At 69.2% G+C, this 23,682-nt stretch carries 22 protein-coding genes; 10 read left to right on the forward strand and 12 right to left on the reverse strand.

Annotated elements, in window-relative coordinates; all coding sequences use genetic code 11:
* Window positions 1-61: 61 nt before the first annotated feature.
* Window positions 62-625 carry a biliverdin-producing heme oxygenase gene (locus tag AB8P05_RS07715; RefSeq protein ID WP_472757522.1) on the reverse strand — a complete coding sequence of 188 codons (564 nt, stop codon included), beginning with the start codon at window positions 623-625 and terminating at the stop codon, window positions 62-64.
* 21 nt (window positions 626-646) lie between these two features.
* Complete coding sequence (locus tag AB8P05_RS07720) at window positions 647-2,527, reverse strand: ABCB family ABC transporter ATP-binding protein/permease (protein ID WP_472757523.1); 1,881 nt, start codon at window positions 2,525-2,527, stop codon at window positions 647-649.
* A gap of 275 nt (window positions 2,528-2,802) precedes the next feature.
* Here AB8P05_RS07720 and AB8P05_RS07725 point away from each other — a divergent pair, with 275 nt between their 5' ends.
* Window positions 2,803-5,307: a methyl-accepting chemotaxis protein gene (locus AB8P05_RS07725; RefSeq protein ID WP_472757524.1), complete on the forward strand. Its 2,505-nt coding sequence runs from the start codon at window positions 2,803-2,805 to the stop codon at window positions 5,305-5,307.
* A gap of 112 nt (window positions 5,308-5,419) precedes the next feature.
* Window positions 5,420-5,611: a hypothetical protein gene (locus tag AB8P05_RS07730; protein ID WP_472757525.1), complete on the forward strand. Its 192-nt coding sequence runs from the start codon at window positions 5,420-5,422 to the stop codon at window positions 5,609-5,611.
* 37 nt (window positions 5,612-5,648) lie between these two features.
* Here AB8P05_RS07730 and AB8P05_RS07735 read toward each other — a convergent pair whose 3' ends face one another.
* Complete coding sequence (locus AB8P05_RS07735) at window positions 5,649-6,227, reverse strand: tyrosine phosphatase family protein (RefSeq protein WP_472757526.1); 579 nt, start codon at window positions 6,225-6,227, stop codon at window positions 5,649-5,651.
* 336 nt (window positions 6,228-6,563) lie between these two features.
* Window positions 6,564-7,214 (reverse strand): DTW domain-containing protein, encoded by a 651-nt coding sequence (locus tag AB8P05_RS07740; RefSeq protein ID WP_472757527.1) that lies wholly within the window; start codon window positions 7,212-7,214, stop codon window positions 6,564-6,566.
* A gap of 431 nt (window positions 7,215-7,645) precedes the next feature.
* On the opposite strand from AB8P05_RS07740, the gene AB8P05_RS07745 reads away from it, so the two are divergent.
* The gene (locus AB8P05_RS07745) at window positions 7,646-7,828 is read left to right on the forward strand and encodes a hypothetical protein (RefSeq protein WP_472757528.1); all 183 of its coding nucleotides are present in this window, start codon (window positions 7,646-7,648) and stop codon (window positions 7,826-7,828) included.
* 7 nt (window positions 7,829-7,835) lie between these two features.
* On the opposite strand, the gene AB8P05_RS07750 is transcribed toward AB8P05_RS07745, so the two are convergent.
* The 4 genes from AB8P05_RS07750 to AB8P05_RS07765 all read right to left on the reverse strand — a co-directional run bounded on the left by AB8P05_RS07750 (window position 7,836) and on the right by AB8P05_RS07765 (window position 11,447).
* Window positions 7,836-8,735: an ImuA family protein gene (locus AB8P05_RS07750; protein ID WP_472757529.1), complete on the reverse strand. Its 900-nt coding sequence runs from the start codon at window positions 8,733-8,735 to the stop codon at window positions 7,836-7,838.
* Between the two features lie 111 nt (window positions 8,736-8,846).
* A complete protein-coding gene (locus tag AB8P05_RS07755) occupies window positions 8,847-9,287 on the reverse strand; it encodes an SH3 domain-containing protein (RefSeq protein WP_472757530.1) in 441 nt (146 codons plus the stop codon).
* A gap of 360 nt (window positions 9,288-9,647) precedes the next feature.
* A complete protein-coding gene (hemN, locus tag AB8P05_RS07760; protein ID WP_472757531.1) occupies window positions 9,648-11,063 on the reverse strand; it encodes an oxygen-independent coproporphyrinogen III oxidase in 1,416 nt (471 codons plus the stop codon).
* 69 nt (window positions 11,064-11,132) lie between these two features.
* Window positions 11,133-11,447 carry a DUF4112 domain-containing protein gene (locus tag AB8P05_RS07765; protein WP_472757532.1) on the reverse strand — a complete coding sequence of 105 codons (315 nt, stop codon included), beginning with the start codon at window positions 11,445-11,447 and terminating at the stop codon, window positions 11,133-11,135.
* A gap of 777 nt (window positions 11,448-12,224) precedes the next feature.
* Between AB8P05_RS07765 and AB8P05_RS07770 the strand changes: the two genes are divergently transcribed.
* Together AB8P05_RS07770 and AB8P05_RS07775 are read left to right on the forward strand one after the other, a co-directional pair.
* Window positions 12,225-12,458, forward strand: a complete 234-nt coding sequence (locus AB8P05_RS07770) for a hypothetical protein (protein WP_472757533.1) — start codon at window positions 12,225-12,227, stop codon at window positions 12,456-12,458.
* Between the two features lie 170 nt (window positions 12,459-12,628).
* Window positions 12,629-13,348 carry a TerC family protein gene (locus tag AB8P05_RS07775; protein WP_455172651.1) on the forward strand — a complete coding sequence of 240 codons (720 nt, stop codon included), beginning with the start codon at window positions 12,629-12,631 and terminating at the stop codon, window positions 13,346-13,348.
* Between the two features lie 41 nt (window positions 13,349-13,389).
* On the opposite strand, the gene AB8P05_RS07780 is transcribed toward AB8P05_RS07775, so the two are convergent.
* Window positions 13,390-13,800, reverse strand: a complete 411-nt coding sequence (locus tag AB8P05_RS07780; RefSeq protein WP_472757534.1) for a CBS domain-containing protein — start codon at window positions 13,798-13,800, stop codon at window positions 13,390-13,392.
* A 118-nt stretch (window positions 13,801-13,918) separates the two neighbouring features.
* Window positions 13,919-15,136 (reverse strand): YbfB/YjiJ family MFS transporter, encoded by a 1,218-nt coding sequence (locus AB8P05_RS07785; protein ID WP_472757535.1) that lies wholly within the window; start codon window positions 15,134-15,136, stop codon window positions 13,919-13,921.
* Window positions 15,137-15,316: 180 nt separating this feature from the next.
* On the opposite strand from AB8P05_RS07785, the gene AB8P05_RS07790 reads away from it, so the two are divergent.
* The 5 genes from AB8P05_RS07790 to AB8P05_RS07810 all read left to right on the forward strand — a co-directional run bounded on the left by AB8P05_RS07790 (window position 15,317) and on the right by AB8P05_RS07810 (window position 19,933).
* Window positions 15,317-16,249 carry a LysR substrate-binding domain-containing protein gene (locus AB8P05_RS07790; protein ID WP_472757536.1) on the forward strand — a complete coding sequence of 311 codons (933 nt, stop codon included), beginning with the start codon at window positions 15,317-15,319 and terminating at the stop codon, window positions 16,247-16,249.
* Window positions 16,250-16,386: 137 nt separating this feature from the next.
* A complete protein-coding gene (gene fdxA, locus AB8P05_RS07795) occupies window positions 16,387-16,716 on the forward strand; it encodes a ferredoxin FdxA (RefSeq protein WP_014248910.1) in 330 nt (109 codons plus the stop codon).
* A 375-nt stretch (window positions 16,717-17,091) separates the two neighbouring features.
* Window positions 17,092-17,592, forward strand: a complete 501-nt coding sequence (locus AB8P05_RS07800) for a CarD family transcriptional regulator (RefSeq protein ID WP_014248912.1) — start codon at window positions 17,092-17,094, stop codon at window positions 17,590-17,592.
* Window positions 17,593-17,814: 222 nt separating this feature from the next.
* The gene (locus AB8P05_RS07805; protein ID WP_472757537.1) at window positions 17,815-18,753 is read left to right on the forward strand and encodes a hypothetical protein; all 939 of its coding nucleotides are present in this window, start codon (window positions 17,815-17,817) and stop codon (window positions 18,751-18,753) included.
* Window positions 18,754-19,036: 283 nt separating this feature from the next.
* A complete protein-coding gene (locus AB8P05_RS07810) occupies window positions 19,037-19,933 on the forward strand; it encodes an RNA polymerase factor sigma-32 (protein WP_455172656.1) in 897 nt (298 codons plus the stop codon).
* Window positions 19,934-20,079: 146 nt separating this feature from the next.
* Here the strand turns inward: AB8P05_RS07810 and purH are convergent, their stop codons facing one another.
* Together purH and AB8P05_RS07820 are read right to left on the reverse strand one after the other, a co-directional pair.
* Window positions 20,080-21,684 carry a bifunctional phosphoribosylaminoimidazolecarboxamide formyltransferase/IMP cyclohydrolase gene (gene purH / locus AB8P05_RS07815; protein ID WP_472757538.1) on the reverse strand — a complete coding sequence of 535 codons (1,605 nt, stop codon included), beginning with the start codon at window positions 21,682-21,684 and terminating at the stop codon, window positions 20,080-20,082.
* A 273-nt stretch (window positions 21,685-21,957) separates the two neighbouring features.
* The gene (locus tag AB8P05_RS07820; RefSeq protein WP_472757539.1) at window positions 21,958-23,625 is read right to left on the reverse strand and encodes a heparinase II/III family protein; all 1,668 of its coding nucleotides are present in this window, start codon (window positions 23,623-23,625) and stop codon (window positions 21,958-21,960) included.
* Between the last annotated feature and the right edge of the window lie 57 nt (window positions 23,626-23,682).

Here is a 23,682-nt window from a genome sequence, read left to right on the forward strand (position 1 = left end):
TCCAGAAACCCGAATGCGAATGGTCCGGCACCCTAGCAAGGGATGCCGCAGCGCGCCAGTTTCAACCCCTCTGCTCCCCTATCCGCTGCTCCGCCGTCCACCGCTCCAGCGCCGCGAACAGGCCGGCGGCGGTGTCGCAGGCGGCGGCCAGCGCCGCGGGATCGGCGAGTTCCTCTTCCAGCCGCAGCATCAGAGCCTTCCAGGCCCCCGCCATGTCCAGCCCGTCCGACGCCAGGAAGCGCGCACCGCGCCGGGCGTCATACCCCAGCGCCCGGGTGATTCCCGGCAGCATGGCCCGCCCGCCATGGGCGGAGCCGTCCAGCACGTAGCGCGCCGCCAGCCGGGCCGGTGCGCTGTCCAGCGGCGGCAGCCCCATCATCTCCGGCAGCGCGTCCGGATCGGCGCCGAGCACCCGCAGGTCCTCGCGCAGCAACTCCAGCCGCGCCGTGTCCTCCCCCAGCGCCCGCTCCACCGGCGCGTTGAAGCCGTAGAGCACGGCCAGCGCGCGGGCATATTGGCCGGCCGTGATGTCCGGGCGGACCAGAGGCTGCAGCACCGCCGCCTTGTCCAGCCGGTCGTGGCTTTCCCGCGTCGCGGCGCGCAGCGCCTGCCTTGCCGGTCCCATAGGTATCGTCCCCCGTTCCGGTCAGGTCGGCGCCAGCACGCCGGGCAGCGGCGTCGGGCCCTGGCTGGCCTCCTGCTGCCGCGCCCACAAGGCGGCATAGGCGCCGCGGGCAGCCAGCAGGTCGGTGTGGTGGCCGCGCTCGATCACCCGGCCGGCCTCCAGCACCAGGATCTCGTCGGCGTCGATGACGGTGGACAGCCGGTGGGCGATCACCAGCGTGGTGCGGCCGCGGCTGACCTCGCGCAGGTTGGCCTGGATTTCCCGTTCCGTGTGGGTGTCGAGCGCGCTGGTCGCCTCGTCGAACAGCAGGATCGCCGGATCCTTCAGGATGGTGCGGGCGATGGCGACGCGCTGCTTCTCGCCGCCGGACAGCTTCAGCCCGCGTTCGCCCACCGTGGTCTGGTAGCCGTCGGGCAGCGCCATGATGAAGTCGTGGATGTGGGCCAGCCGGGCCGCCCGCTCCACCTCCGCCGGGCTGGCGCCGGGACGGCCATAGGCGATGTTGTAGAAGACGGTGTCGTTGAAGAGCACGGTGTCCTGCGGGACGATGCCGATGGAGGCCCGCAGCGATGCCTGGGTGACGTCGCGGAGGTCCTGCCCGTCGATCATCACCCGGCCGCCGTTGACATCGTAGAAGCGGAACAGCAGCCGGCTGATGGTGGATTTGCCGGCCCCCGACGGGCCGACGATGGCGACCGTCTTGCCCGCCGGCACGGTGAAGCTGACATCCTTCAGGATCGCCCGGCGCGGATCGTATCCGAACTCCACATTCTCGAAGCGCAGCTCCGCCCCGCCGATCTCCAGCGGCTTGGCATGGGGCCCGTCGGCCACCTCGCGGTCGACCGCCAGCAGGGTCACCATCGATTCAATGTCGATCAGCGACTGCTTGATCTCGCGATAGACGACGCCGAAGAAGTTCAGCGGCTGGTAGAGCTGCAGCAGATAGGTGTTCACCAGCACGAAGTCGCCCAGCGACATGCTGCCGTCGACGATGCCCTTGGCGGCCATGCCCATCACCACCGCCAGCCCCAGCGAGATGATCGCCGACTGGCCGACATTCAGCAGCGACAGGCTCTGCTGGCTGCGCACCGCCGCCTTCTCGTAGCTCTGCAGCGCGCCGTCGTAGCGGCGGGCCTCATGCTCCTCGTTGCCGAAATACTTGACCGTCTCGTAGTTCAGCAGGCTGTCGATCGCCTTGGTGTTGGCCTTGCTGTCGGTGTCGTTCATCAGGCGGCGGAACTTGATGCGCCATTCCGACACGAAGAAGGTGTAGAGGATGTAGCCCATCACCGTGACGAAGGTGGCCAGCGCGAACCAGACGCTGAACAGCTTCCACAGGATGGCGCAGACCAGGGCGATCTCCACCAGCGTCGGCACGATGGAGAACAGGGTGTAGCGCAGCAGCGACTCGATGGCCCGGGTGCCGCGCTCCAGCGAGCGGGTCAGGCCGCCGGTCTGGCGTTCCAGGTGGAAGCGCAGCGACAGAGCGTGCAGGTGCCGGAACACCGACAGCGCCACCTTGCGGATGGTGCGCTGCGCCACCGTGGCGAAAACGGCGTCGCGCAGCTCGGCGAAGACCAGCGAGGTCACGCGGGCAAGACCGTATGCGACGATCAGTCCCAGGGGGATGGCGACGATCGCATTCGCCCCCGGCGCCGCCCCTCCGGCCGGCGTCAGCGCGTCCACCGCATGCTTGTAGAAGATCGGCACATAGACGTTGGCGACCTTCGCCCCCACCAGCAGGAGCATCGCCAAGACCACCCGCACCCGGGTTTCCACGGAATCGCGCGGCCAGATATAGGGGGCCAGCGAACGGATCGCCGCGCGCAGATCGCCGGAGGGACGGGAGAAGGCGCCGGTGTCGGAACCGGCCGGGGAGCTTGGCGGAAGGCTGCGGCGCATCGGTCTGTTCAGGTCTCGGGGACTGTTCGGGAAAGTGTGCCGGAGATGGCGCCGTTCCGAAGAGCCGTCGCGTAGGATTGGGGTCAGGCGACCTAACCTAGGGATCCCGGCGGCGGCGTCAAAGGGGCGTGTCACCGCTTTGGCACGTTTTTGGCGCGGCCCTGGGGCGCTTTCGATGCATTTCCTGATGCCATGGCAACGGACTGGAAACCATCTTCCACTACCCTGCCGGGCGTATCGCGTTCGATCCGCACCGCAGACCAAGGCATTTGACCATGCAGAACGCCAGCTTCGCCGGCCGATTCAAGGTGGGAACCCGCATCCAGGTGGGTTTCCTTCTGATTCTCGCCCTTCTCACCCTGGTGGCCGCACTGGGCATCCGGTCGCTGTCGACGGTGGAGGAGGGTTTCACCCGCTATGCGTCGATCTCCGACAACTCCATCAGGATTTCGGACATCGACAGCCTGGTCGCGAACATGCGACGCAACGCGGTCAACTACTCCTTCTCCGGCAACCACGCCCTGGTCGCGCCGATCCAGGCGCAGCAGAAGACCCTGTCGGAGATGCTGCGGACCGCCCGCGAGGCCACGCTGGACGAGGGGCGCCGCGCCCTCATCGCCCGCATGTCGCAGAAGGTCGACAGCTACAGCGCCAACTTCACCCAGCTGGTGAAGCTGCGCGAGCAGCGCGACCGGCTGGTGTCGGACGAGCTGGTGCCGCTGGGCGTCAAGGCGCGCGAGGGGTTGAGCCAGGTGATGGCCACCGGAATCGCTTCCGGCGACTTCGAGTCGTCCGCCTATGCCGGCCAGGCGCAGGAATCGCTGATCCTCGCCCGCCTCAGCGCCCAGCGCTTCCTGACCGATCCGACGGCGAAGGCCGAGGAGGAGGTGCGCACGCGCATGGAGGTGTTCATCAAGACCGCCACCGCTCTGGCCGCCCGCCTGACCGACCCGGCGCAAAAGCGCGCCGCGGAGGATGCGGTGCAGACCGCGAACCGGTATCTGGACAGCTTCAAGCGCGTCGTCACCGCCGTCGGCGACGCCCAGACGCTGGCCTTCGTCACCATGGTGAAGGAGGCGGATGAGTTCGGCGAGCTGGTGGAGAAGACCATCGCCTCGCAGACCGACGCCCGCAAGGCGGTGCTGACCGGCGCGCAGACCGACATGGAGCGCACCACCACCCTGCTGATCGGCATGGCGGTGGGCGCCTTCGCCCTCGGCATCCTGATCGCCCTGGTCACCGCCCGCTCGATCGTGCGCCCGGTGGTGCAGATGACCGGCACGATGACCGAGCTGGCAGCCGGCAACCTCGCCGTCGACGTGCCTGCCCTGGAGAACCGCGACGAGATCGGCCGCATGGCCAAGGCGGTCCTGGTGTTCAAGGAGAACGCCGTCGAGAAGAAGCGGATGGACGAGGCCGAGCGCGAGCGGCTGGAGGCCGAGCGCCGCGCCGCCGAGGCCCAGCGCGCCCGCGAGCAGGCCATCGGCGAGGAGATCGCCGGCCTGATCGACGCCGTGTCGAAGGGCGACCTGGAACGCCGCATCGATCTGGCCGGCAAGGACGGCTTCTACAAGACCATGTCGGAGGGCATCAACCGCCTGACCGACACGGTGGAGGCGGTCATCGCCGACCTGGGCGAGGTGCTGAGCGCGCTGGCCCAGGGCGACCTGAACCGCCGCGTCACCCGCGACTACCAGGGTGCCTTCGAGCGGGTGAAGACCGACGTCAACGCCACCTCCACCCGGCTTGCCGAGATCGTCGGCCAGATCACCCAGGCGGCCGAGACCATCGCCGCCGCCGCCGCCGAGGTGTCGCTCGGCTCCTCCGACCTCGCCGACCGCACCGAGCAGCAGGCCTCCTCGCTGGAGGAGACCGCGGCCAGCATGGAGGAGCTGGGGGCGACCGTGCGCTCCAACGCCGACAACGCCCAGCGCGCCAACGTGATGGCCACCCAGGCCCGCAGCTCCGCCGAGTCGGGCGGCGGCGTCGCCGGCTCCGCCATCGAGGCGATGCGCCGGATCGAGGAATCCAGCCGCAAGATCACCGACATCATCGGCGTGATCGACGAGATCGCCTTCCAGACCAACCTGCTGGCGCTGAACGCGGCGGTGGAGGCGGCCCGTGCCGGCGACGCCGGCCGCGGCTTCGCCGTGGTGGCGCAGGAGGTGCGGCAGCTGGCCCAGCGTTCCGCCCAGGCGTCGAAGGAGATCAAGGGCCTGATCCTGGACAGCGATGCCCAGGTGAAGGACGGCGTCGATCTGGTCAGCAAGGCCGGCGACGCGCTGCAGGGCATCGTGTCGGGCGTGCAGCAGGTGGCGACCCTGATCGCCGAGATGGCCTCGGCCTCGGCCGAGCAGGCGACGGCGCTGGACGAGATCAACTCGACCGTCGCCAACATGGACGAGATGACCCAGAAGAACGCCGCCCTGGTGGAGGAGACCACCGCCGCCGCCCAGGCGATGAGCGGTCAGGCCGGCGACCTGAAGGCGCTGGTCGGCTTCTTCAAGTTCGATCAGGCCGTCGGTTCCGGCTATGCTGTGGCCCCCCATGCCATGACCGGCACCTACGCCGCCCCGGCCACCACGACCACCCGCCGCTCCCCGGCCCCGACGCGGGGCGCCGCCAAGCCGGCGGCGAAGCCCGCCGCCCGCGGCACCGGCGGCGGCCAGCCCGCATCCAGGCCAGCGGCCCGCACCGACGCCCCGGCGCGCGGCACCGCGACCGCGGTCCCGGTGCTGAAGCACAGCGTCAGCGACGACGACGACTGGAAGGAGTTCTGAGCGGAGAGGGTCCGCCGGCCTTTGCGCTAAAAGCCTGAATTAACGAATCGGTGGGAATTGCGTGCTGCAATTCCCGCCGATTTCTTTTGCGCTCTCGTCCCTGGAGGACTCCATGTCCCGCCGCCCCATCAGGCACCGCCTTCTCCCCCTCGCCGCCCTGTTGCTGCTCAGCGGTCCGCTGGCCGGCTGCGGCGCCGTCACCGGCGTGGCCAGCGGTGCCGCGAGCCTCGCCGGCACCGCCGTGGACATCGCCGGCACGGTGGCCGAAACCTCGGTGGACGTGGTGACCTCGCCGTTGCGGTGAGGGGAGGTGGAGTAGCAGGCGGTCGGCCTTACGCGTCTCAGTCGATCAAATCCTCGACTTCGCGGATGCGGCCGTTGTCGATCATGAACTGGACCAGTTCGGGGCGCTGCTTGCCCAGTGTGAAATGGCGCCGGCGGACGGCGGCGACCAGTTCGCCCCGGCGGCCGAGGATGTCGTCGGCGAATTCGATCATGCGCAGGTTGGGCCAGGTCTGGGCGCGGATGGCGACCACGGCGGCGACGGCATCGACGGCCGGGCGGTCGGGCTGGGCCTGGGCCAGGATCATGGTCAGGGCGGCGGTGGAACGCGACACGCCGGCATGGCAGTGGACCAGCAGATGGCGGCAGTCCACCGGTTCGGCCAGAAGGTCGCGGCCGAAGGCCAGGATGCGCTCCACGTCGGAGCGTTCGGGCGCGATCTGGCCGCGGGTCGGCTCGATGATGTCGTGGAAGCGCAGCTCCAGCCGCTCATGCTCGCCGTAATCGCCGAAGTCGCTCGGCTCCGTCATTTCGGGGTCGAGGATGGACAGCACATGGCTGACCTTGCCGCCGCCGAAATTGCACAGCTCGCTGAGACCGCAGACGGTCAGGCCGAAGGGAACGAAATCGCTGGCCATCATTCTCTCGTTCGATTGCGGATGAAGGGGGAAACGCGGGGCCGGGGGCCGCATTTGGCACCCCGCGCCGCGCCCCCGTCAACCCGGCAACCGTTCGTATGCGGGCCTTGGCCCCGACGGCTTCGCTCAGAGCACGTTGAACAGGTACAGCAGGATGATGATCGGGATCGGAATGCCGACCAGCCACAGCAGGATGCCTCGCATGGTGCGTCTCCTTCCTTCGGTCTGATGGATGTCGCGGCCGGGCAGGTCCCGGCCCTCTCATCCATCATCAACAGCCCAGGTGCCGGTTCGTTGCACCGGTGCAATCGATCGAAGGAGATGCGCCGAAGGAGATCAGCCCTCCCCGCCCCCGTCGCTTCCATCCGCCTCGCCGCCATCCGCGGTGCCGCCGGCATCGTCGCGCGGGGGCTGCGCCGGGCGCGGGCGGGGCTGGCGCAGCTTCTTCAGCAGCAGCGAGAAGGGCTTCAGCGCGGTGTCCAGGATCGCCTGATCACCCTCCAGCCGCGACAGCAGGAAGGCGCCGGCCTCCAGGGTGGAGACGCTGTCGCGCCGCGGCTCCTTGCGCGCCTGCCCATAGAGCGAGCGGAACTGCGGGTTCAGCACGATGCGGCGGCATTTCAGCAGCCAGGCATTGCGCCACCACAGGGTCTTGGCCTGGCTCCAGGTGCCGTCCAGGACGATGACGCCCTCCAGATCCTCCAGGATCTCGGCGCTGTCGCGCAGCGGCTGGCCGTTCTTGTCGACCACCGCCACCTCGGCCCGCGGGGCGCCGCCCTCCTTCACCGGGCCGAGATACAGGACGCCCCAGCGCTTGGGATCGACCTCCCGCCCCAGGATGCGCTTCAGCCCCGGCCAGCTCAGCCCGACCTTCACCATCGAATTGGCGAACTGCAGATGGGCGATCTGGGCGGTGCCGAGATTCTCCCGCTTCTCCTGCGGGTGCTGCAGGATCAGCAGGAACACGCCGTTGTCGATCGGCTGCACTGCCTCGCAAATGCACAGGTGATTAGGTTTTAGGCAGGTCGGGCAAGACTCGGGTGCGGGGGCGCTGTGCATGGGAGGTACGCATTCCTTGAAGGGGATTGGCCGCGAATATGGGTTGGAACGGCGCGGAAGGGAACACATCTCACTCGCTGAGCGGCGGCTGCCGGCCGAACGGGGGGCGCCGCCACGGCATGTACGACAGATCCCCCCGACCATATCCCGTGTCATACCGGTTCATGTGGGTTCAAAGTGGCTTCGTATAAACCGTTTGTAGAGACTTAGTCGTGTGTCATGGAACTCGTGTGACGCGCTTAACAGCTGGCCTGGAACTTGCGTAGCTATCATCCAGGCAAACAGGACGACGGGTGGGCCAGGACCGGCCTTGTCAGGCTGATCCGCGGTGCCATCCGGCGCTCAGAAGGAGACCTGCCATGCTGCCCGCCCACCTTGCCGACCGCCTGCTGAAGCAGCGCCGCGATGCCGACAGCGCGGAATTCGCCCGCCAGCTGCCGCTCTACGCGCCGCTGGACGCCGACGATCCCCGCTGGATGACCGAGCCGGACGACTCGGAGCAGGCCGCCCGCCGCGAACCCGACTGGGCGACCAACTACTGACCGGCACTCACCGGCCGGCCGCAGCCGGGCGGTGATCCGACAAGCGGCTTTCCCGGCCTGACTGTCGGGTGTCGGACATCTGCCACGGACTGCCGGCCTTGAGATCTCCGGCGTCGGGTTTCCCAGCGGCGCGCCAACCCTCCTCTTCGCGGAGGCCATCCTCCTCACGGACGAGGGTCCAGCGGCCCGGACGGCCGCCGCGGCAGCGTTCCAGCGCGACGGACCAGCACGGCGCCCCCAATCCCGGCAGCCCTCCGGCCGGGCGTGGAGCCGCATCCTCCTCCTCATCCCGGCTGGGTGCCGCATCCAGCCGCCAGCGGGTCACCGCGGCGCTGAGCCCCTCCGGCCGATGCGCATTCCTGCGGCCCGGCACGCCTGCGCCCAGGTCCAGCAGGAAGCCGGTTACCCCCGACGATTCGGCGGCCAGCTGCAGCCGCCGGCTGGCGGTGAGGTCCAGCCCCTCCAGCTCCCCCAGCACCGCCGACAGGGCGGAGCAGCGCAGCGCCTCCTCCATCGCCCACAGCGCATCGACCGCCCGCACCGCCCGCACCGCCACCAGCCGGTCCGGCGTCAGCCCATAGGCCGCCAGCCCCGGCGCATAGAGGTCGCGCCCGCGCAGGATCCACAATGCCGGCGCCTTCGGCGTCGCCAGCCGGCCCAGCAGCGTGGCGGCGAAGCCGGTGCCCGCCCCCGGATCCTCCGCCGCCACCGCATGCAGGCAGCCCAGCGGCAGGCCGCCGTCGGGCAGATGCGCGTCGATCGCCTCCACCCCGAAGGGCAGCATCCGCCCTCCCTCCCCGCCCGCCCCTTCGATCCGCCGAATGCGCGCGCGCAGGTCGGCCAGCACGCCGGCACGGTCGCGCGGCGCAGGGTCCGCGGGCATGGAAGGGGATGGCAGGCTGGACATGACTCGGCTCCGCTCGACAGGCATATGTTCCTGATATGTTCTATCACGGAGCCTTGTCGAGTGGGAGTCTGCGACTCCAGTCTTGTCCTGTGACCGGATGTGCCGGACGGGTCAGTTGGCGATGGGGGTGGCGCCGATCTTGCCGCGCGGTGCCGCCTTGATGGTCGGGCCGGCATTGTCGACGGGCTTTTCCAGGGTGGTGGAGGTGCCGCGGCTGCCGCGCGGGGTGTTGCCCTTCAGGCTCAGCAGGTGCAGCCGGACATAGGCGGTGGAGCCGCCGGCCTTCACCGCCACCCAGTCGCTGTTGCGCACCCGGCCCAGCGTGCTGACCGCCTGCCCGGCGCCCAGCGTGGCGACGACGCCCGACCCGGCGGCGGGCTGCGCATAGACCGGGGTCGATCTGTCTACCTGCCACTCCCCATACATCGGCTCCAGCCCGGCCCCGGTGTCGGGCGCGGTGCGCACGGTCGGCGGGTTGGGGATGCGCTGGTACGGCATGCAGCCGGGAACCGTCAGCGTGACCAGGGCCACAATCAGCGGAAGGGTACGCACGCGCCGGATCATCGCTCACCTTGGACGGGGGCAGAGTGAAGGCAGGAAGGCAATCGGCCTTCGGCGCGACCATACAGGAGACGGGGGCCCCTTCGCCACCGCAGCGCAACCGGGGACGCTATGCGCTTTTTGGGGCGGCCGGACACGGAGCCGTAGCCGGAGCGCAGGAGTTCACCCCCGGCCCACGTATCTCGACAACAGGCACCGCAACGACACCGGCCGGACGGGCATGTCGTGGAGCGGACTTGGACACAGGGCATCCACGAGGTTGCCGCGTAGACGTGTGGGTTCGGATGCGCGGCACGGGAAAAGGCGGTCGGCGGGTGGCGCCGGCCGCCTTTTCTTTCTGAAGCGCGTTTGTCAGACCGCCCGGCTGTGCCGCCCGGCCCCCTTGGACAGGTGGGTGTCGAAGCGGGCGGCGACGATGCGCATCAGGGGACGGGCGCTCTCCGGCACATGGACGCGACGCCCCTCCACCACCGCGACGCCGTCGGCGACCAGATCGGCCATGCCCTCCAGCTCGGCGTCGAAGGCGGATTCGGCCAACCCGTGGGCACGGGCGATGGCGGCGGTGTCGACCGACAGGTCGCACATCAGCCGCATGATCAGGTCGCGCCGCACCTTGTCGTCCGTGGTCAGCGCGATGCCCTTGCCGGTGGGCAGGCGGCCTTCCTCGATGGCGGTGGCGTAATGGTCGAAGGGCACGGCGTTCTGCACATAACCCTGCGGCAGCGCGCCGATGGAGGAGGAGCCGAAGCCCAGCAGAATCTCGGCGTCGTCGGTGGTGTAGCCCTGGAAGTTGCGGCCCAGCCGCCCCTCCTCCTGCTGCACCGCCAGCTCGTCGCCGGGGCGGGCGAAATGGTCGAGACCGATGGCGCTGTAGCCGGCGGCGGCCAGCGTGTCGCCAATGGCGGCGAACTGCTCCCACCGGCCGAGCGAATCGGCCAGCACCGATTCGTCGATCTTCTTCTGGTGGGTCTTCATCCACGGCACATGGGCGTAGCCGAAGACCGACAGCCGGTCGGGCGCCATCTCCAGCGCGATCCGGGCGGAGCGGGTGACGCTCTCCACCGACTGGTGCGGCAGGCCGTACATCAGGTCGAGGTTGACGCTGGCGATGCCGGCCTGCTTCAGCCAGGCCAGCGCCTGCTCGGTCACGGCGCGCGGCTGGACGCGGTTGATCGCCTCCTGCACCGTCCCGTCGAAATCCTGCACGCCCAGCGAGGCGCGGTTGACGCCGGAACGGCCCAGCGCCGCCGCCATCTCCGCCGTCAGGGTGCGGGGGTCGATCTCCACCGCCAGCTCGGCGTCGGCGGCGATGTCGAAGCGGGTGCGCAGCAGCGCGATCATCGCCTCGAAATCGGCGGGCGCCATCATGGTCGGGGTGCCGCCGCCGAAATGGATGTGGCGCACCGCCAGCCGGCCGGGGATGCGGTCGGCCACCATGGCGATCTCGCGCCGCATATGGCCGAGATACTCGGCGATCGGCTCATATCGCGCGACGATCTTGGTGTGGCAGCCGCAGTACCAGCACATCTTCTGGCAGAAGGGCACATGCAGGTAGAGCGATCCGGAGCGCGCGGGATCGATCGCCTCCAGCCAGCCACCGTATACGTCGCCGTTCACCTCGGGCGTGAAGTGCGGCGCGGTCGGGTAGCTGGTGTAGCGCGGCACCCGCAGCCCGTCATACTTGGCGAGCAGCGCGGCATCTACACCATGGGAATGGGACGGATTGGCGGGGGCCGGCTTCACGGCCAGGGCGGTGATGGCGTTCATGAGCGACAGAGTGCCGCAGCCACCCCACCCCCGCCTTGATCCACGTCAAGACCGCGGGAACCGGCCTTTTCAGCGCTTCGCGGCGGCGGCGGCCAGGCGCTGTTCCAGATGCTCGTGCAGCAGGTTCAGGTTGGCCCGGTTGGCCTTGAAGGCGATGTCGAACACGGTCCCCACCACCGGGATCGACCCCGCCGCCCAGTCCAGCGCGACGTTGAAGGCCATGCGGGCCAGCAGCGCCTTGGGCAGGTCGAAACGGGCCGCTTCCATGATGATGTAGGCGGAAACCACCGCGGTCGCCGTATCGCCGGCCACCGGCACGATGCTGGCGATCCCGTCCAGACCGATGGGGATGCGGGTGAAGGGAATGCGCCAGCGGGTGTCCATCAGCCGGGACAGGCGGCGGAGCCGCTCCAGCCGCTGGAAATCGATGGGGACCGTGCTGCCGGAGCCGCCCGGCGGGGGTCTTCGGCAAGGTTGCGCCGGCGTGTGCGGATGGCGTCGATCATCGCAAGTCCCCCGATCTGTCGGTCACGCGTCTGACGCGCGAATGCCCGCAAGGGAAGAACCCGCCACCTCCCCCGCGGGTTCCGCCCCCGGCGCGCAAAGTTCGCACACCCAACAAATATCATGACCGGAAATCCTTGCCGACAATCCTCAACCGGCATGGACCGAAAGAAGATCGCCATCAGCCCGTCGTTGATCCACAGGATCACCGGCTTGTCCATGCCGGCGCCGCCGGCCGTCACCGTCATCCACAGGATCGTGTCGCAGGGCGGTGCCGCTGGCGCTTTCGGTTTTCAGGAAAATGGCGAGGCGCCTCAGCATCATAGCGCCTCGCCCTTTCCGGGCTGTTGGTCGAATGGAAACAGATAGGACCGCCAGGCTTCCGCTGGAAGGCATGGCAAGAGAAAAATGCCAGCCCATCCGCCAACAGACGCCACGCGGCGAATTGACGCGCAAAGGCCACTAAGTTGCTGCAGCCGCTTCTGTTTCTCGGCATGAATACTTGTGGTCACCACTGCCTATGCCTTTTGAACGGTGGCGACGCCTGCAACCTTCCGAACACAATACAGGCAACGCATCGGCAAAGCCGCGGGAAGGTCCAATCCCGCGGCGCGGGGCAAGGCCGGCAAACGGCCGCCCGTTTCGGAGGAAGCGACCATGACCACCCTCTATTGCGCCTGCTGCGGCAGGCCCTTCGTCCGCACGTCGGCGCGCGGCCCGGCGCCGCGCTATTGCTCGCACGACTGCCGCCTGCAGATGGCGGTGCGCCGCCGCGCCTGGGCGCTCCGGACGGAAGCCGGAAGGGCCGAAATCGGACGGATGGAAGCTGGGCGGATGAAAACTGGGCGGATGGAGGCGGCGGCCGGCAGGAATCGGGCCTTGGGTTCCTGATCCGGCCTCCGCCGGACCGGCTACATCCGAATTCCTGCAGCAAATCTGCTGCTCCACCTCTTGCAGCCGGCGCGGGGCGACATCATCTGCGCGCGGTCACGCTTGCACCTTCCGGTGCCGGCGCATAATCCGCTGACCGCGCCCACCGACCGCCGGAGCCCCGCTTCTTCATGCTCGACCTGCTTGCAGACCCGAATGTCTGGGCCAGCCTTCTGACGTTGACCGCGTTGGAGATCGTGCTGGGCATCGACAACATCATCTTCATCTCGATCATGGCGTCGAAGCTGCCGCCCGAGCAGCAGCACACCGCCCGCCGCGTCGGTCTGGCGCTGGCGCTGCTGTCGCGCCTGGCGCTGCTCGCCTCCATCGCCTGGGTGGCGCAGCTGACGCAGCCGCTGTTCACCGTCGCCGGATGGGAGGTGTCGGGCCGCGACCTGATCCTGGTGCTGGGCGGCCTGTTCCTGCTGGCCAAGGGCACGCTGGAAATCCACCACACCGTCGAAGGCCACGAGGAGGGGGGCGGGGCGGTCAAGCATGCCACCTTCACCTCGGTGGTCATCCAGATCATGTTCCTGGACATCGTCTTTTCGCTCGACAGCGTCATCACCGCCGTCGGCATGTCCGACCATCTGCCGGTGATGGTCGCCGCCGTCGTCATCGCCATGGCGGTGATGCTGTTCGCTTCCGGCCCGGTCGGCGACTTCGTCAACCGTCACGTCACGGTGAAGATGCTGGCGCTGTCCTTCCTGCTGCTGGTCGGCGTGGCGCTGGTGGCGGACGGCTTGGGCTTCCACATCCCCAAGGGCTACCTGTACTTCGCCATCGCCTTCTCCACCCTGGTGGAGGCGCTGAACCTGCTGGCCCGGCGCAAGGCGAAGGCCGGGCATTGAGGGCGAGGGGGCGCCCGACGCGGCGCCCCCTCCCTGCTCCGTCAGGCCTCGGCGCGTTCGGCCATCATGTGCTCGTAGGCGACCTTGAACAGGTCGCGGATCGACACGATGCCGACCGCGCGCTTGCCCTGGGTGATGGGCAGGTGGCGGTAATGCTTGTCGTGCATCAGCTTCAGCGCATCGACCGCGTCGGCGTCGGGCGGCAGGCTGTCGGGGTTGCGGGTCATCACCACCCCCACCTCCACCGCCGACGGGTCGAGGTCCTTCGACAGCACCTTGTTGTTCAGGTCGCGCTCGGTGACGATGCCGATCAGCGCGCCGTGGTTCACCACCAGCACCGCGCCGATGTTCTTGTCGGCCATCATCTTCGACACGGTGGCGACGGAGGTATCCTCCGGCACCAGGATCAGCTCCTGCGCCTTCACGACGTCCGGAACCAGCTTGCGTTTCATCGACTCCCCCGGGGTCTGGTTGTTGTGGACCAGACTGTAGTCAAAGCGGACGATCCGGGAGAACAACGGCATTGCTGCGGGTGCGGCGCCGATTGTCGCAGGCAAACCTTACGAATACTTACGAAGCATTGGGCGTCGCCAACGCCGGCCCGCCCGCCGACCGCCGGCCGGCGATCACCATGCCGAACGCCAGCAGCAGCGCGCCGAGCAGCACCGCGGCGGTGGCCCCCAGCAGCGCGGCGTTGAAGCTGCCGGTGTGCGTCACCACCAGCCCGGCCGGCAGCGGCCCGATGATCTGGCCCAGCCCATAGGCGGCGGTCAGCGCCCCGACCACGCGGGCGGAGGCGCCGGCCGACAGCTGCCGCCCCAAAGCGAAGGCCTGCGACACGATGCCGACGAAGGTGCCGCCGAACAGCAGGGCGGAGATGACGGCGACCGTCGGCGAACCGGTCATCGGCAGCAGGATGGCGACCGCCTGCGTCAGGTGCGCCAGGATCAGCGCCCACCAGCTGCCGGCCCGCCGGGCCACCGCGGCCCAGAACACCCCCGCGCCGACCGCCCCCAGCCCGACCACCATCCAGGCGGCCTCGCCCACCGCGGCGGTGCCGGGATCGGTCTTCAGGATCGACACCAGGAAGGTGGCCGAGACGATGTAGCCGCCGCCCTCCAGGAAATAGGCCAGCGTCAGCAGCAGAAGCGGCGCCGACAGCCAGCCGGTCCGCGCCGCGGCGGCGGTGCCCGCCGTCCCGGCTGCGGCGGCTTGCGGCTGCGCCGCCGGATCCCGCACCCAGAGGCCGGGCAGCAGCCCCAGCACCGCGCAGATCGCCCCCAGCGCCAGCCAGTCGCCGGCCCAGCCCAGCCGGCCGCCGAGCAGCGCGACGAACAGTCCGGACGAGGCGATGCCCAGCCCGATCCCGGTGTAGAGCCAGCCGGCCAGCCGCTCCCCGCCGCCGCGGGCCAGCGTGTCCAGCACCATGGCGATGCCCAGGATGAAGATGCCGGCGCTCGACACCCCCGACAGGAAGCGCAGGACCAGCCAGACCGGCATCGCCTGTTCGGCGTTGCCCAGGTCGAGCCCCATGCCTGCGGTGGTGGCGACGCTGAGCAGCAGCGACAGGCGGAACACGGCGGTGCGCGGCGCGCCGTGCGGCACCAGCCCGGCGCCCAGCGCGCCGAGGAAATAGCCGAGATAGTTCAGCGAGGCGAGCAGCCCCGCCCCGTCGGCCCTCAGCCCGGTGGCGTCCTGCATCGCCGGCAGGATCGGGGTGAAGGCGAAGCGCGCGACCCCCATCGCGATGGCAAGCCCGATCAGCCCGCCGACCAGCACCCGCACCATGATCCACGCCCCCTCGGCTTCCGGCAGGCTCGTTTGAATAGGGACTGTTCGGCCGGCCGATTGATTTGATCGTCCATCATGGCCGCGGCCCGACCCTCATTTCCAATGAATTGTTCCGATGGTAAGCTCCACTCCCAGTGATGGGTGCCATGCGTTGGCGGAAGGCTGGAGGGCGTCGCGATGGATCTCGCCGGTTTGCGGGTGGTGAAGGCGGTGGCCGATACCGGCAGCGTCAGCCGGGCGGCGGAGGCGCTGAACTGCGTGCAGTCCAACGTCACCGCACGGATCAAGCGGCTGGAGGAGGATTTGGGCGTCGACCTGTTCCTGCGCCTCAGCCGCGGGATGGAGCCGACGCCGGCCGGGCGCGTGCTGGCCGGCTATGCCGACCGGGTGCTGCGGCTGGTCGCCCAGGCCCGCGACGCGGTGGCGGAGGCGGCCGGGCGCGGCGGACGGCTGGCTGTGGGCAGCATGGAATCGACCGCCGCGGTGCGGCTGCCGCCGATCCTGGCCCGCTTCCACCGCGACCATCCCGACGTGGAGCTGACCATCGTCCCCGGCCCGACCGAGACCCTGCTGGGCGACGTGCTGGCCGGACGGCTGGACGGCGCCTTCGTCGGCGGCGAGGTGGAGCATCCCGACCTGACCGCCCGGCGCATCTTCGACGAGGAGCTGGTGCTGGCCGAACCCGCCGCCGGCCTGACCACCGACAGCGCGCGGCGCACCCTGATCGTCTTCGGCCGCGCCTGCGCCTATCGCGGCCGGGCCGAAATGGCGATGCGCGAGGCCGGGCGCGTGCCCTTCCGCGTCATGGAGTTCGGCGCGCTCGACGCCATATTGGGCTGCGTCGGCGCCGGCATGGGGGTGACGGTGATGCCGCGGTCGGTGGTGGAGCGCGACCCCTGGCGCGAGCTGCTGGCGGCCCGGCTGCTGCCCGACGCGCTGGCCCGCATGCCGACCCGGTTCGTCCGCCGCGCCGACGCCATTGAGACGGGCAGCCTGCGTGCCTTCCTGGCGGCGGTGTCGGACGGCGCCCCCGCAAACGGGGCCGTCGGGGGTGCGGCAGGGTCGCCCACATCACGCGCAGGGTTGAACGGCTTGTCGGCGGCGTGCTAGGCAGGCGCGGGTTGGCCATCCGGCCCGGTGCCACGCGCGTGCCCTTTTGCAAACGGCTTCGATCCGCTCCTTTCGGGGCGATACCGGAACAGCGACGCGCGGCCGACACCGCAGGCCGGAACAGCGGAGAAGAGATCATGCCCTACGTCGTCACCGACGGCTGCATCAAGTGCAAGTACACCGACTGCGTCGAAGTCTGCCCCGTGGATTGCTTCTACGAGGGTGAGAACATGCTGGTCATCCACCCCGACGAGTGCATCGACTGCGGCGTGTGCGAGCCGGAATGCCCGGCCGAGGCGATCGTCCCCGACACCGACGACCGGGCGACCAAGTGGCTGGAGCTGAACCGCGACTATTCCGGCCAGTGGCCGAACATCACCCGCAAGAAGGACGCGCCGGCCGACGCCGACGAGTTCAAGGGTGTGGACGGCAAGTTCGAGAAGTACTTCTCCCCCAAGGCGGGCTGAGACAGAACCAGCGGATGCGGCCCGGCCCGCTGGGCGGGAAAGCCCGCGACTCTTCCGAGTCGGGCCGCATCAACCGATTGCACCCGCCGATGTTGCCATGCAAAATCGACGGGTCGGCCATGGCCGGGCGATGACGATTTCCGCCCGGTTGGTTGCGCGTTCCCTTTGTAACTCGGGCGTAACATCGCTATAATGCGCGCCCGGAGCCGGCCTTCGCGCCATTGCCGGTTTTCCCTTCGCTCAAGGACTCGTGGCTTTTGTGATCGTCGTGGATGGGCCCCATCCCCACGGCGCCATAACTGTCCGGGGTCCTTTTTCGTCCCTTCCACCGGGGCGGCAAAATGGCGTGATCGCGAGAAGTGAGAGCCAATCCACATGTCGAACAAGCTTGACTTCGAAGCCGGTGACTTCGTCGTTTATCCGGCTCATGGCGTCGGTCGGGTCGAAGGGATCGAGACCCACAGCATTGCCGGACTCGAGGTTCAACTCTACGCGATCACGTTCGAGAAAGAGCGCATGACGCTCAAGGTTCCGGTCACCAAGGCCCGCAACGCCGGCCTGCGCCGCCTGTCCTCCAAGGACCGGATCAAGGTCGCGCTGGAGACGCTGCAGGGCCGTTCGCGCGTCCGCCGCACCATGTGGAGCCGCCGCGCCCAGGAGTATGAGGCCAAGATCAACTCCGGCGATCCGGTGTCCATCGCCGAGGTGGTGCGCGACCTGTACCGCGGCGCCGACCAGTCCGACCAGTCCTACAGCGAGCGCCAGATCTATCAGGCCGCCCTGGAGCGTCTGGCCCGCGAGCTGGCCGCCGTCGAGAAGATCGACGAGACCAAGGCGACGGAGCGTTTGGAGTCGGTGCTGTCCAAGGCGGCCTAACCCCGGACCGGGATACGTCCCGAAAATCCATCCGTGACACGAACGGGCGCGCGGCTGCTACGTCAAGCCGCGCGCCCGTACCGTTTTTCACCTTTGTTTCCGCGGCATGACACGCCTAAACTCCCCGCCGCCTTCCGGCCCGGCATGTGCCGGCACCGCCGGACGGGCCGCTGACACCGGCTTTGACACCGGTTTAGCGAACGACGTCGAAGGGGATCGAGTTTGGGTCTGCCGCCGCGCCTTGGTCGTCCTGCCCGCCTTGCCGGGACCATCGTCGCCGCCGTCGAGGACGACAGCCGCTTCGCATCGCTCGGCCGTCCGCGCCGCGTCTGGGCCATCGGCGCCATCCATGCCCAGCCCGACCGGCTGGACGTGATCCACCATGCCATCGCCCAGCGCTTCCGCCCCGGCGACCGGCTCGTCTATCTCGGCAACATGATCGGCTTCGGCGACCGGGTGGTGGAGACCATCGACCGGCTGCTGGCCTTCCGCATCGGGCTGCTGGCGATGCCGGGCATGATCGCCTCGGACATCGTCTACCTCCGCGGCCAGCAGGAGGAGATGTGGCAGAAGTTGCAGCAACTCCACTTCGCGCCCGATCCCCGCACCGTCCTGGACTGGATGCTGCGCCAGGGCGTGGCGCCGACTCTGGCGGCCTATGGCGGCAACCTGGAGGCGGGCATGGCGGCGGCGCGCGGCGGCGCCGTGATGCTTGGCCGCTGGACGCGCGAGTTGCGCCAGTCTATGGCCGCCCATCCTGGACACGAGGCACTGTTCAACGCCCTGCGCCGCGCCGCCTACACCGGCGGCCCGGTCGGAATGCCGACCGGCGACGGGCCGGATGACGGCCCTCCCGGCGCCAGCAGCCGGGGTGGCGGCAGCCTGCTTCTGGTCAGCGCCGGCATCGACCCGCGCCGTCCGCTGACCGGGCAGGGCGACGCCTTCTGGTGGGGCGGCGGCGCCTTCGCCCGGCTGGACCAGCCCTATGGCGGGTTCCGCCGCCTCGTGCGCGGCCACAACCCCCTCTGGTCGCCGGAATCGCCCAGCGTGGATGTCGGGCCGGTGACGGTGACGCTGGACGGCGGCTGCGGCCGCGGCGGGACCCTCGTTTGCGCCTGCTTCGATTCTTTCGGCGAAATGCTGGACCTTTTCCAGGTGTGACCCATCCTTAGGTCGAGCCCACACCTTCCGCCCGTCCGCCCTGTCCCCGCATACCGCCCCCGTCATCCTCCGGAATGCCATGGAATAGGCTGCCGGTAAAAATCGTCCATCCCTTGTGATCCGCTCTCCCTACACCTGCGTATGATTCCGCAACAGGGCGCGCTCATGCTTGTTGTGTAACCCGACGGCATCGACCGGGGGCAGGCGGCAAAGCGGCGAAGACCCGAAAGTACGGGGATATGCAAAGGAACACGATGCCGCCCAGACGGGAAGGAAGGGACGGATGGCATACATCGACGATCCGGAGACTCAGCGTGCTAATCTGAGCTTCATCAAGGCATCCATGCGCGAACCGTTGCTGTCGCGCGACCATGAATTCGAACTCGCCCGAAAATGGCGCGAGGGCAACGACGAACGCGCCCTGCATCAGCTGGTCCGGGCTTATACCCGTCTGGTGGTGGCCACCGCGTCCCGTTTCCGCAATTACGGCCTGCCGATGGGCGATCTCGTCCAGGAAGGCAATGTCGGCCTGATGCAGGCGGCCAGCCGCTTCGAGCCCGACCGCGAGGTGCGTTTCTCCACCTACGCCGCCTGGTGGATCCGCTCGGCCATGCAGGACTACATCCTGCGCAACTGGTCGATCGTGCGGACCGGCACCACCGCCGCGCAGAAATCCCTGTTCTTCAACCTGCGTCGCCTGCGCGCCAAGATCGACAGCGCCACCCAGAACGGCAGCGGCGCGCCGCTGACCAGGGAAGGCCGCGAGTGGATCGCCGGTGAACTGCAGGTCGAGGTGTCCGAGGTCGAGGCGATGGAGATGCGGCTGTCAGGTTCCGACCAGTCGCTGAACACGCCGGTGGCCGACGGGTCCGACGACGACTGGCAGGATTTCCTGGCCGACCAGCGCCCCTCGCCCGAGGACGTGGTGATCGGCATGCGCGACGCCAACACGCGCTCGCAATGGCTGGCGGAGGCGCTGGGCGAACTGAGCCCGCGCGAACGCACCATCATCCGCGAACGCCGCCTGCGCGAGGAAGGCGCCACGCTGGAGGAGTTGGGCCGCGAACTGGGCGTCAGCAAGGAGCGCGTGCGCCAGCTGGAGCACCGGGCGCTGCTGAAGCTGCGGCAGTCGATGCTGAAGCGGGTCGAGGACTCCGACGACCTGCTGGCGGAGGCGTGAAACTTACGGCCCCCTCCCCATCCCTCCCCGCTTCGCGGGAGAGGGGGTAGGATGCTTGTGAGCGTAACGAAAATGCAAAGCGGCGGCAGTCCCCTCCCCGCCCAGCGGGGGAGGGTTAGGGTGGGGGTCTAACCTCCCCCACCACCTCAATGCCGGAAGTGCCGCATTCCGGTCAGCACCATCGCCAGACCCTTCTCGTCCGCGGCGGCGATCACGTCGGCGTCGCGGATCGAGCCGCCCGGCTGGATCACCGCCGTCACACCCGCTTCCGCCGCGGCCAGCAGGCCGTCCGCGAACGGGAAGAAGGCGTCCGACGCAACCACCGAACCCTTGGTCAGCGGCTCCGACAGGCCGGCGGCCTTGGCGGCTTCGGCCGACTTGATGGCGGCGATGCGGGCCGAGTCAACGCGGCTCATCTGGCCGGCGCCGACGCCCACCGTGGCGCCGTTCTTGGCATAGACGATGGCGTTCGACTTGACGTGCTTGGCGACGCGGAAGGCGAACAGCAGATCGGCCAGCTCCTGTTCGGTCGGGGCGCGCCTGGTCACGACCTTCAGCTCGGCCGGGTTGACGCGGCCGCTGTCGCGGTTCTGCAGCAGGAAGCCGCCGGACAGATGCTTGATCATCATGCCGGGTTCGGCCGGGTTCGGCACGTCCTTGGTCAGCAGCACGCGCAGGTTCTTCTTGGTCGCCAGCAGCGCGCGGGCGGCCTCGTCGGCGTCCGGGGCGATCACCACCTCGGCGAACAGCTTGGAGATCTCCTCGGCCGTCTCGGCGTCCAGGCTGCGGTTGACGGCGATGATGCCGCCGAAGGCGCTGACCGGGTCGCACAGCAGGGCCGACTTGTAGGCCTCAAGCAGGTTCGCACCCTGGGCGACGCCACAGGGGTTGGCGTGCTTGATGATGGCGACGGCCGGCTGCTCGAACTCCGCCACCAGCTCGAAAGCGGCGTCGGTGTCGTTCAGGTTGTTGTAGGACAGCTCCTTGCCCTGCAGCTGCACGGCGGTGGCGACACCCGGACGCTTCTCGCCGGTGACGTAGAAGGCCGCCTGCTGGTGCGGGTTCTCGCCATAGCGCAGGGTCTGGGCCAGCGCGCCCGACAGGGTGGTGCGCGGCGGGAAGGTCTCACCCAGCTGGCCGGCCAGCCAGGTGGAGATGGCGGCGTCGTAGGCGGCGGTGCGGGCATAGGCGCGCTGGGCCAGCTTGCGGCGCAGGGCCAGCGTGACGCAGCCGTCATGGGTCGCCAGCTCGTCCATCACCGCCTCGTAGTCGGACGGCTCGGTGACGATGGCGACGAAATCGTGGTTCTTGGCGGCGGCGCGGATCATCGCCGGCCCGCCGATGTCGATGTTCTCGACGCAGTCGTCATAGGCCGCACCCTTGGCGACCGTCGCCTCGAACGGGTAGAGGTTGACCACCACCAGATCGATGCCGGGGATGTCGTGCTGGGCCATCGCGTCGGCATGGATGTCGCGGCGGGCCAGGATGCCGCCATGGACGCGCGGATGCAGCGTCTTGACGCGGCCGTCCATGATCTCCGGGAAGCCGGTGTGGTCGGAGACCTCCTTCACCGGCACGCCGGCCTCGGCCAGACGCTGGGCCGAACCGCCGGTCGACAGGATCTCGACGCCGCGGGCGGCGAGCGCCTTGCCCAGCTCCACCAGACCGGCCTTGTCGGACACGGAAATCAGGGCGCGGGTGATGCGGACCTTGTCGGGGGCGGGAGCGTGGTTGGCTTTGGGCGGGCTCATGGCGTCATCCTGATCGCTGCGGGCGTTGCGTGTAGGCCGCAGGCAACCGGGGAGACCCGGACAAGCACGGAAGAAGAAAAGCACGGACGGCCACGGAAATGCCGTTCAACCATGCTTATCCCTGCCCGCCCCCGGCGATGCCGGCCCGGACGGACATGGATAAGCACGGCGTGAAGAGTCCCGTGGTCGTCCGTGCCCCGAATCCCGTGTTCATCCGTGTTTCCACGCCCTCTCCCGAAGGGAATAGGCCCGGCCACCGCGGATGGGCGCGATTTACGCCGCCTTGCGCTCGCGGCGCAAGGCCCATTTCACCGTCAGCCCCTCGGGGCCGCATTGTCCCTGCATCATGATCTGCCGGGTGCGGCGCGGTTCCTCCCCGCTGCCGAGATAGACGCTCTCCGCCACCTCCAGCACGGCGCCGGTCACCCGCATGCGCCAGGCATTGCCGCTGGGCAGGCGCAGCAGCACCTGGTCGTTGCTTCCATTCCCCTGCGCCTGGACCGGCACCACCTCGACATTCGGGTGCAGGTGGAAGCGGATGGTATAGGGCTGCGGCTGCGGCGTGGCTCCGATCACCGGTTCCAGTGTGTCCTCGCCGCGCAGATCCTCGCCATTGTCGGCCAGATAGACGCGGCGGCGGTGCAGCAGGCCGAAGCCCTTGCTGTAGCCGTTGTGGCTGGCGACCACCAGCATGGCGCCGTCCGATTCCTGCCGCTCGCAATTGACGTTGGTCGGCCGGCGGCCGAGCCCGCCCTTCTCCAGCACTTCCGAGGAGTTGGTGTCGGCGACCACCATGGTCGAATGGGCGGATGTCCCGGCCAGCGCCGCGCGCCAGGGGCCGCGCTGGCACGGGTGGCTGCCGCAATTGACGATCAGCCGCTCCTTGTTGACGGAGACCTCCATCGACAGGGTGCCGGCATGGGCGGTGCGGTCCAGCCCCGCCGGCGGCGGCGCGCCGGTGTCGAGCAGCACCAGGGTGCGCCCGGCCAGCAGCCGCTCGAACCCGGTGTGCGGTGCGCTCTTCAGCGGACGGCCGCGCGCGTCGGCCTGGGCCAGCACCGTGTCGATCAGCGCCGGATCCTCCTCCCGCCCGCCGTTGAACAGGGCGAGCCCGCCGTCGACATGGCGGAAGAAGCGCAGGGCCGGCGTCATCCGGTCGATGGCATGCTGGAGGCTTTCCGGCACCTCCTCCTTCGCGACGCGCAGAACGGCGCGCATGTCGATCAGGTCGCGCAGCACCCGCATCTGGATCGACGGGTTGCGCTCCACATGGCCGCCGTCGGGCAGGATCTGGCGCGGCAGCTCCTTGTCGAGCAGGCGCAGCGCCTCCCGCGCCGCCTTGTCCTGGTCGGGCAGGCAATAGCCGCCATAGAGCAGGCCCTTGATGGCACCAATCAGCCGCTCGCCGTCCAGCCGGGCCGGCGCCACCCGCAGCAGGTGGCGGAGCTGGCGGGCCATGCTCTCGAACACGCGGGCGCGGAACTCGTCGTCGGCCGAGGCGCAGTAGAAGTCATGCAGGCCGATCCAGCTGGCCAGCCGCGTGCCCAGCACGTCGGGCGCCCAGCTCTGCGCGTGCCAGCCGCCATTCTGGTCCAGCCACGACCACACCAGCACCCGCGCCCGGCGCCGCGCCGTGTCGCCGCCGACCGCACGCAGGTCGCGCAGCCATTCGAAGCCGTGGGCAGTGCGCAGCCAGCCCGGACTGGCGCCCTGGGGCCGCCAGCTGGGGGCGCCGTTGGGATCGACCATGATCGCCTGCCCGGCGAATCCCATCCGTCCGGCCAGCATGGCGTTGCCGTTGCCGCTGTCGCCCGGCCAGGGATCGGGCGGGATCACCGCCAGCGCCCCCGGCGCCTTGCCGCCCAGCATCAGGGCGTAGAGGGGATTTCCATAGGCAAGGCGCGCCATGCCGCTGCGAAACCGTCCGTTCCCGTCGCCCATCAGCGCCGACTCCTTCAGGACCGCGAGCGGCGTCGGCGGCCGGCGGAGGGTGATGAT

The organism is Azospirillum sp. VT-I1 (assembly GCF_055698305.1).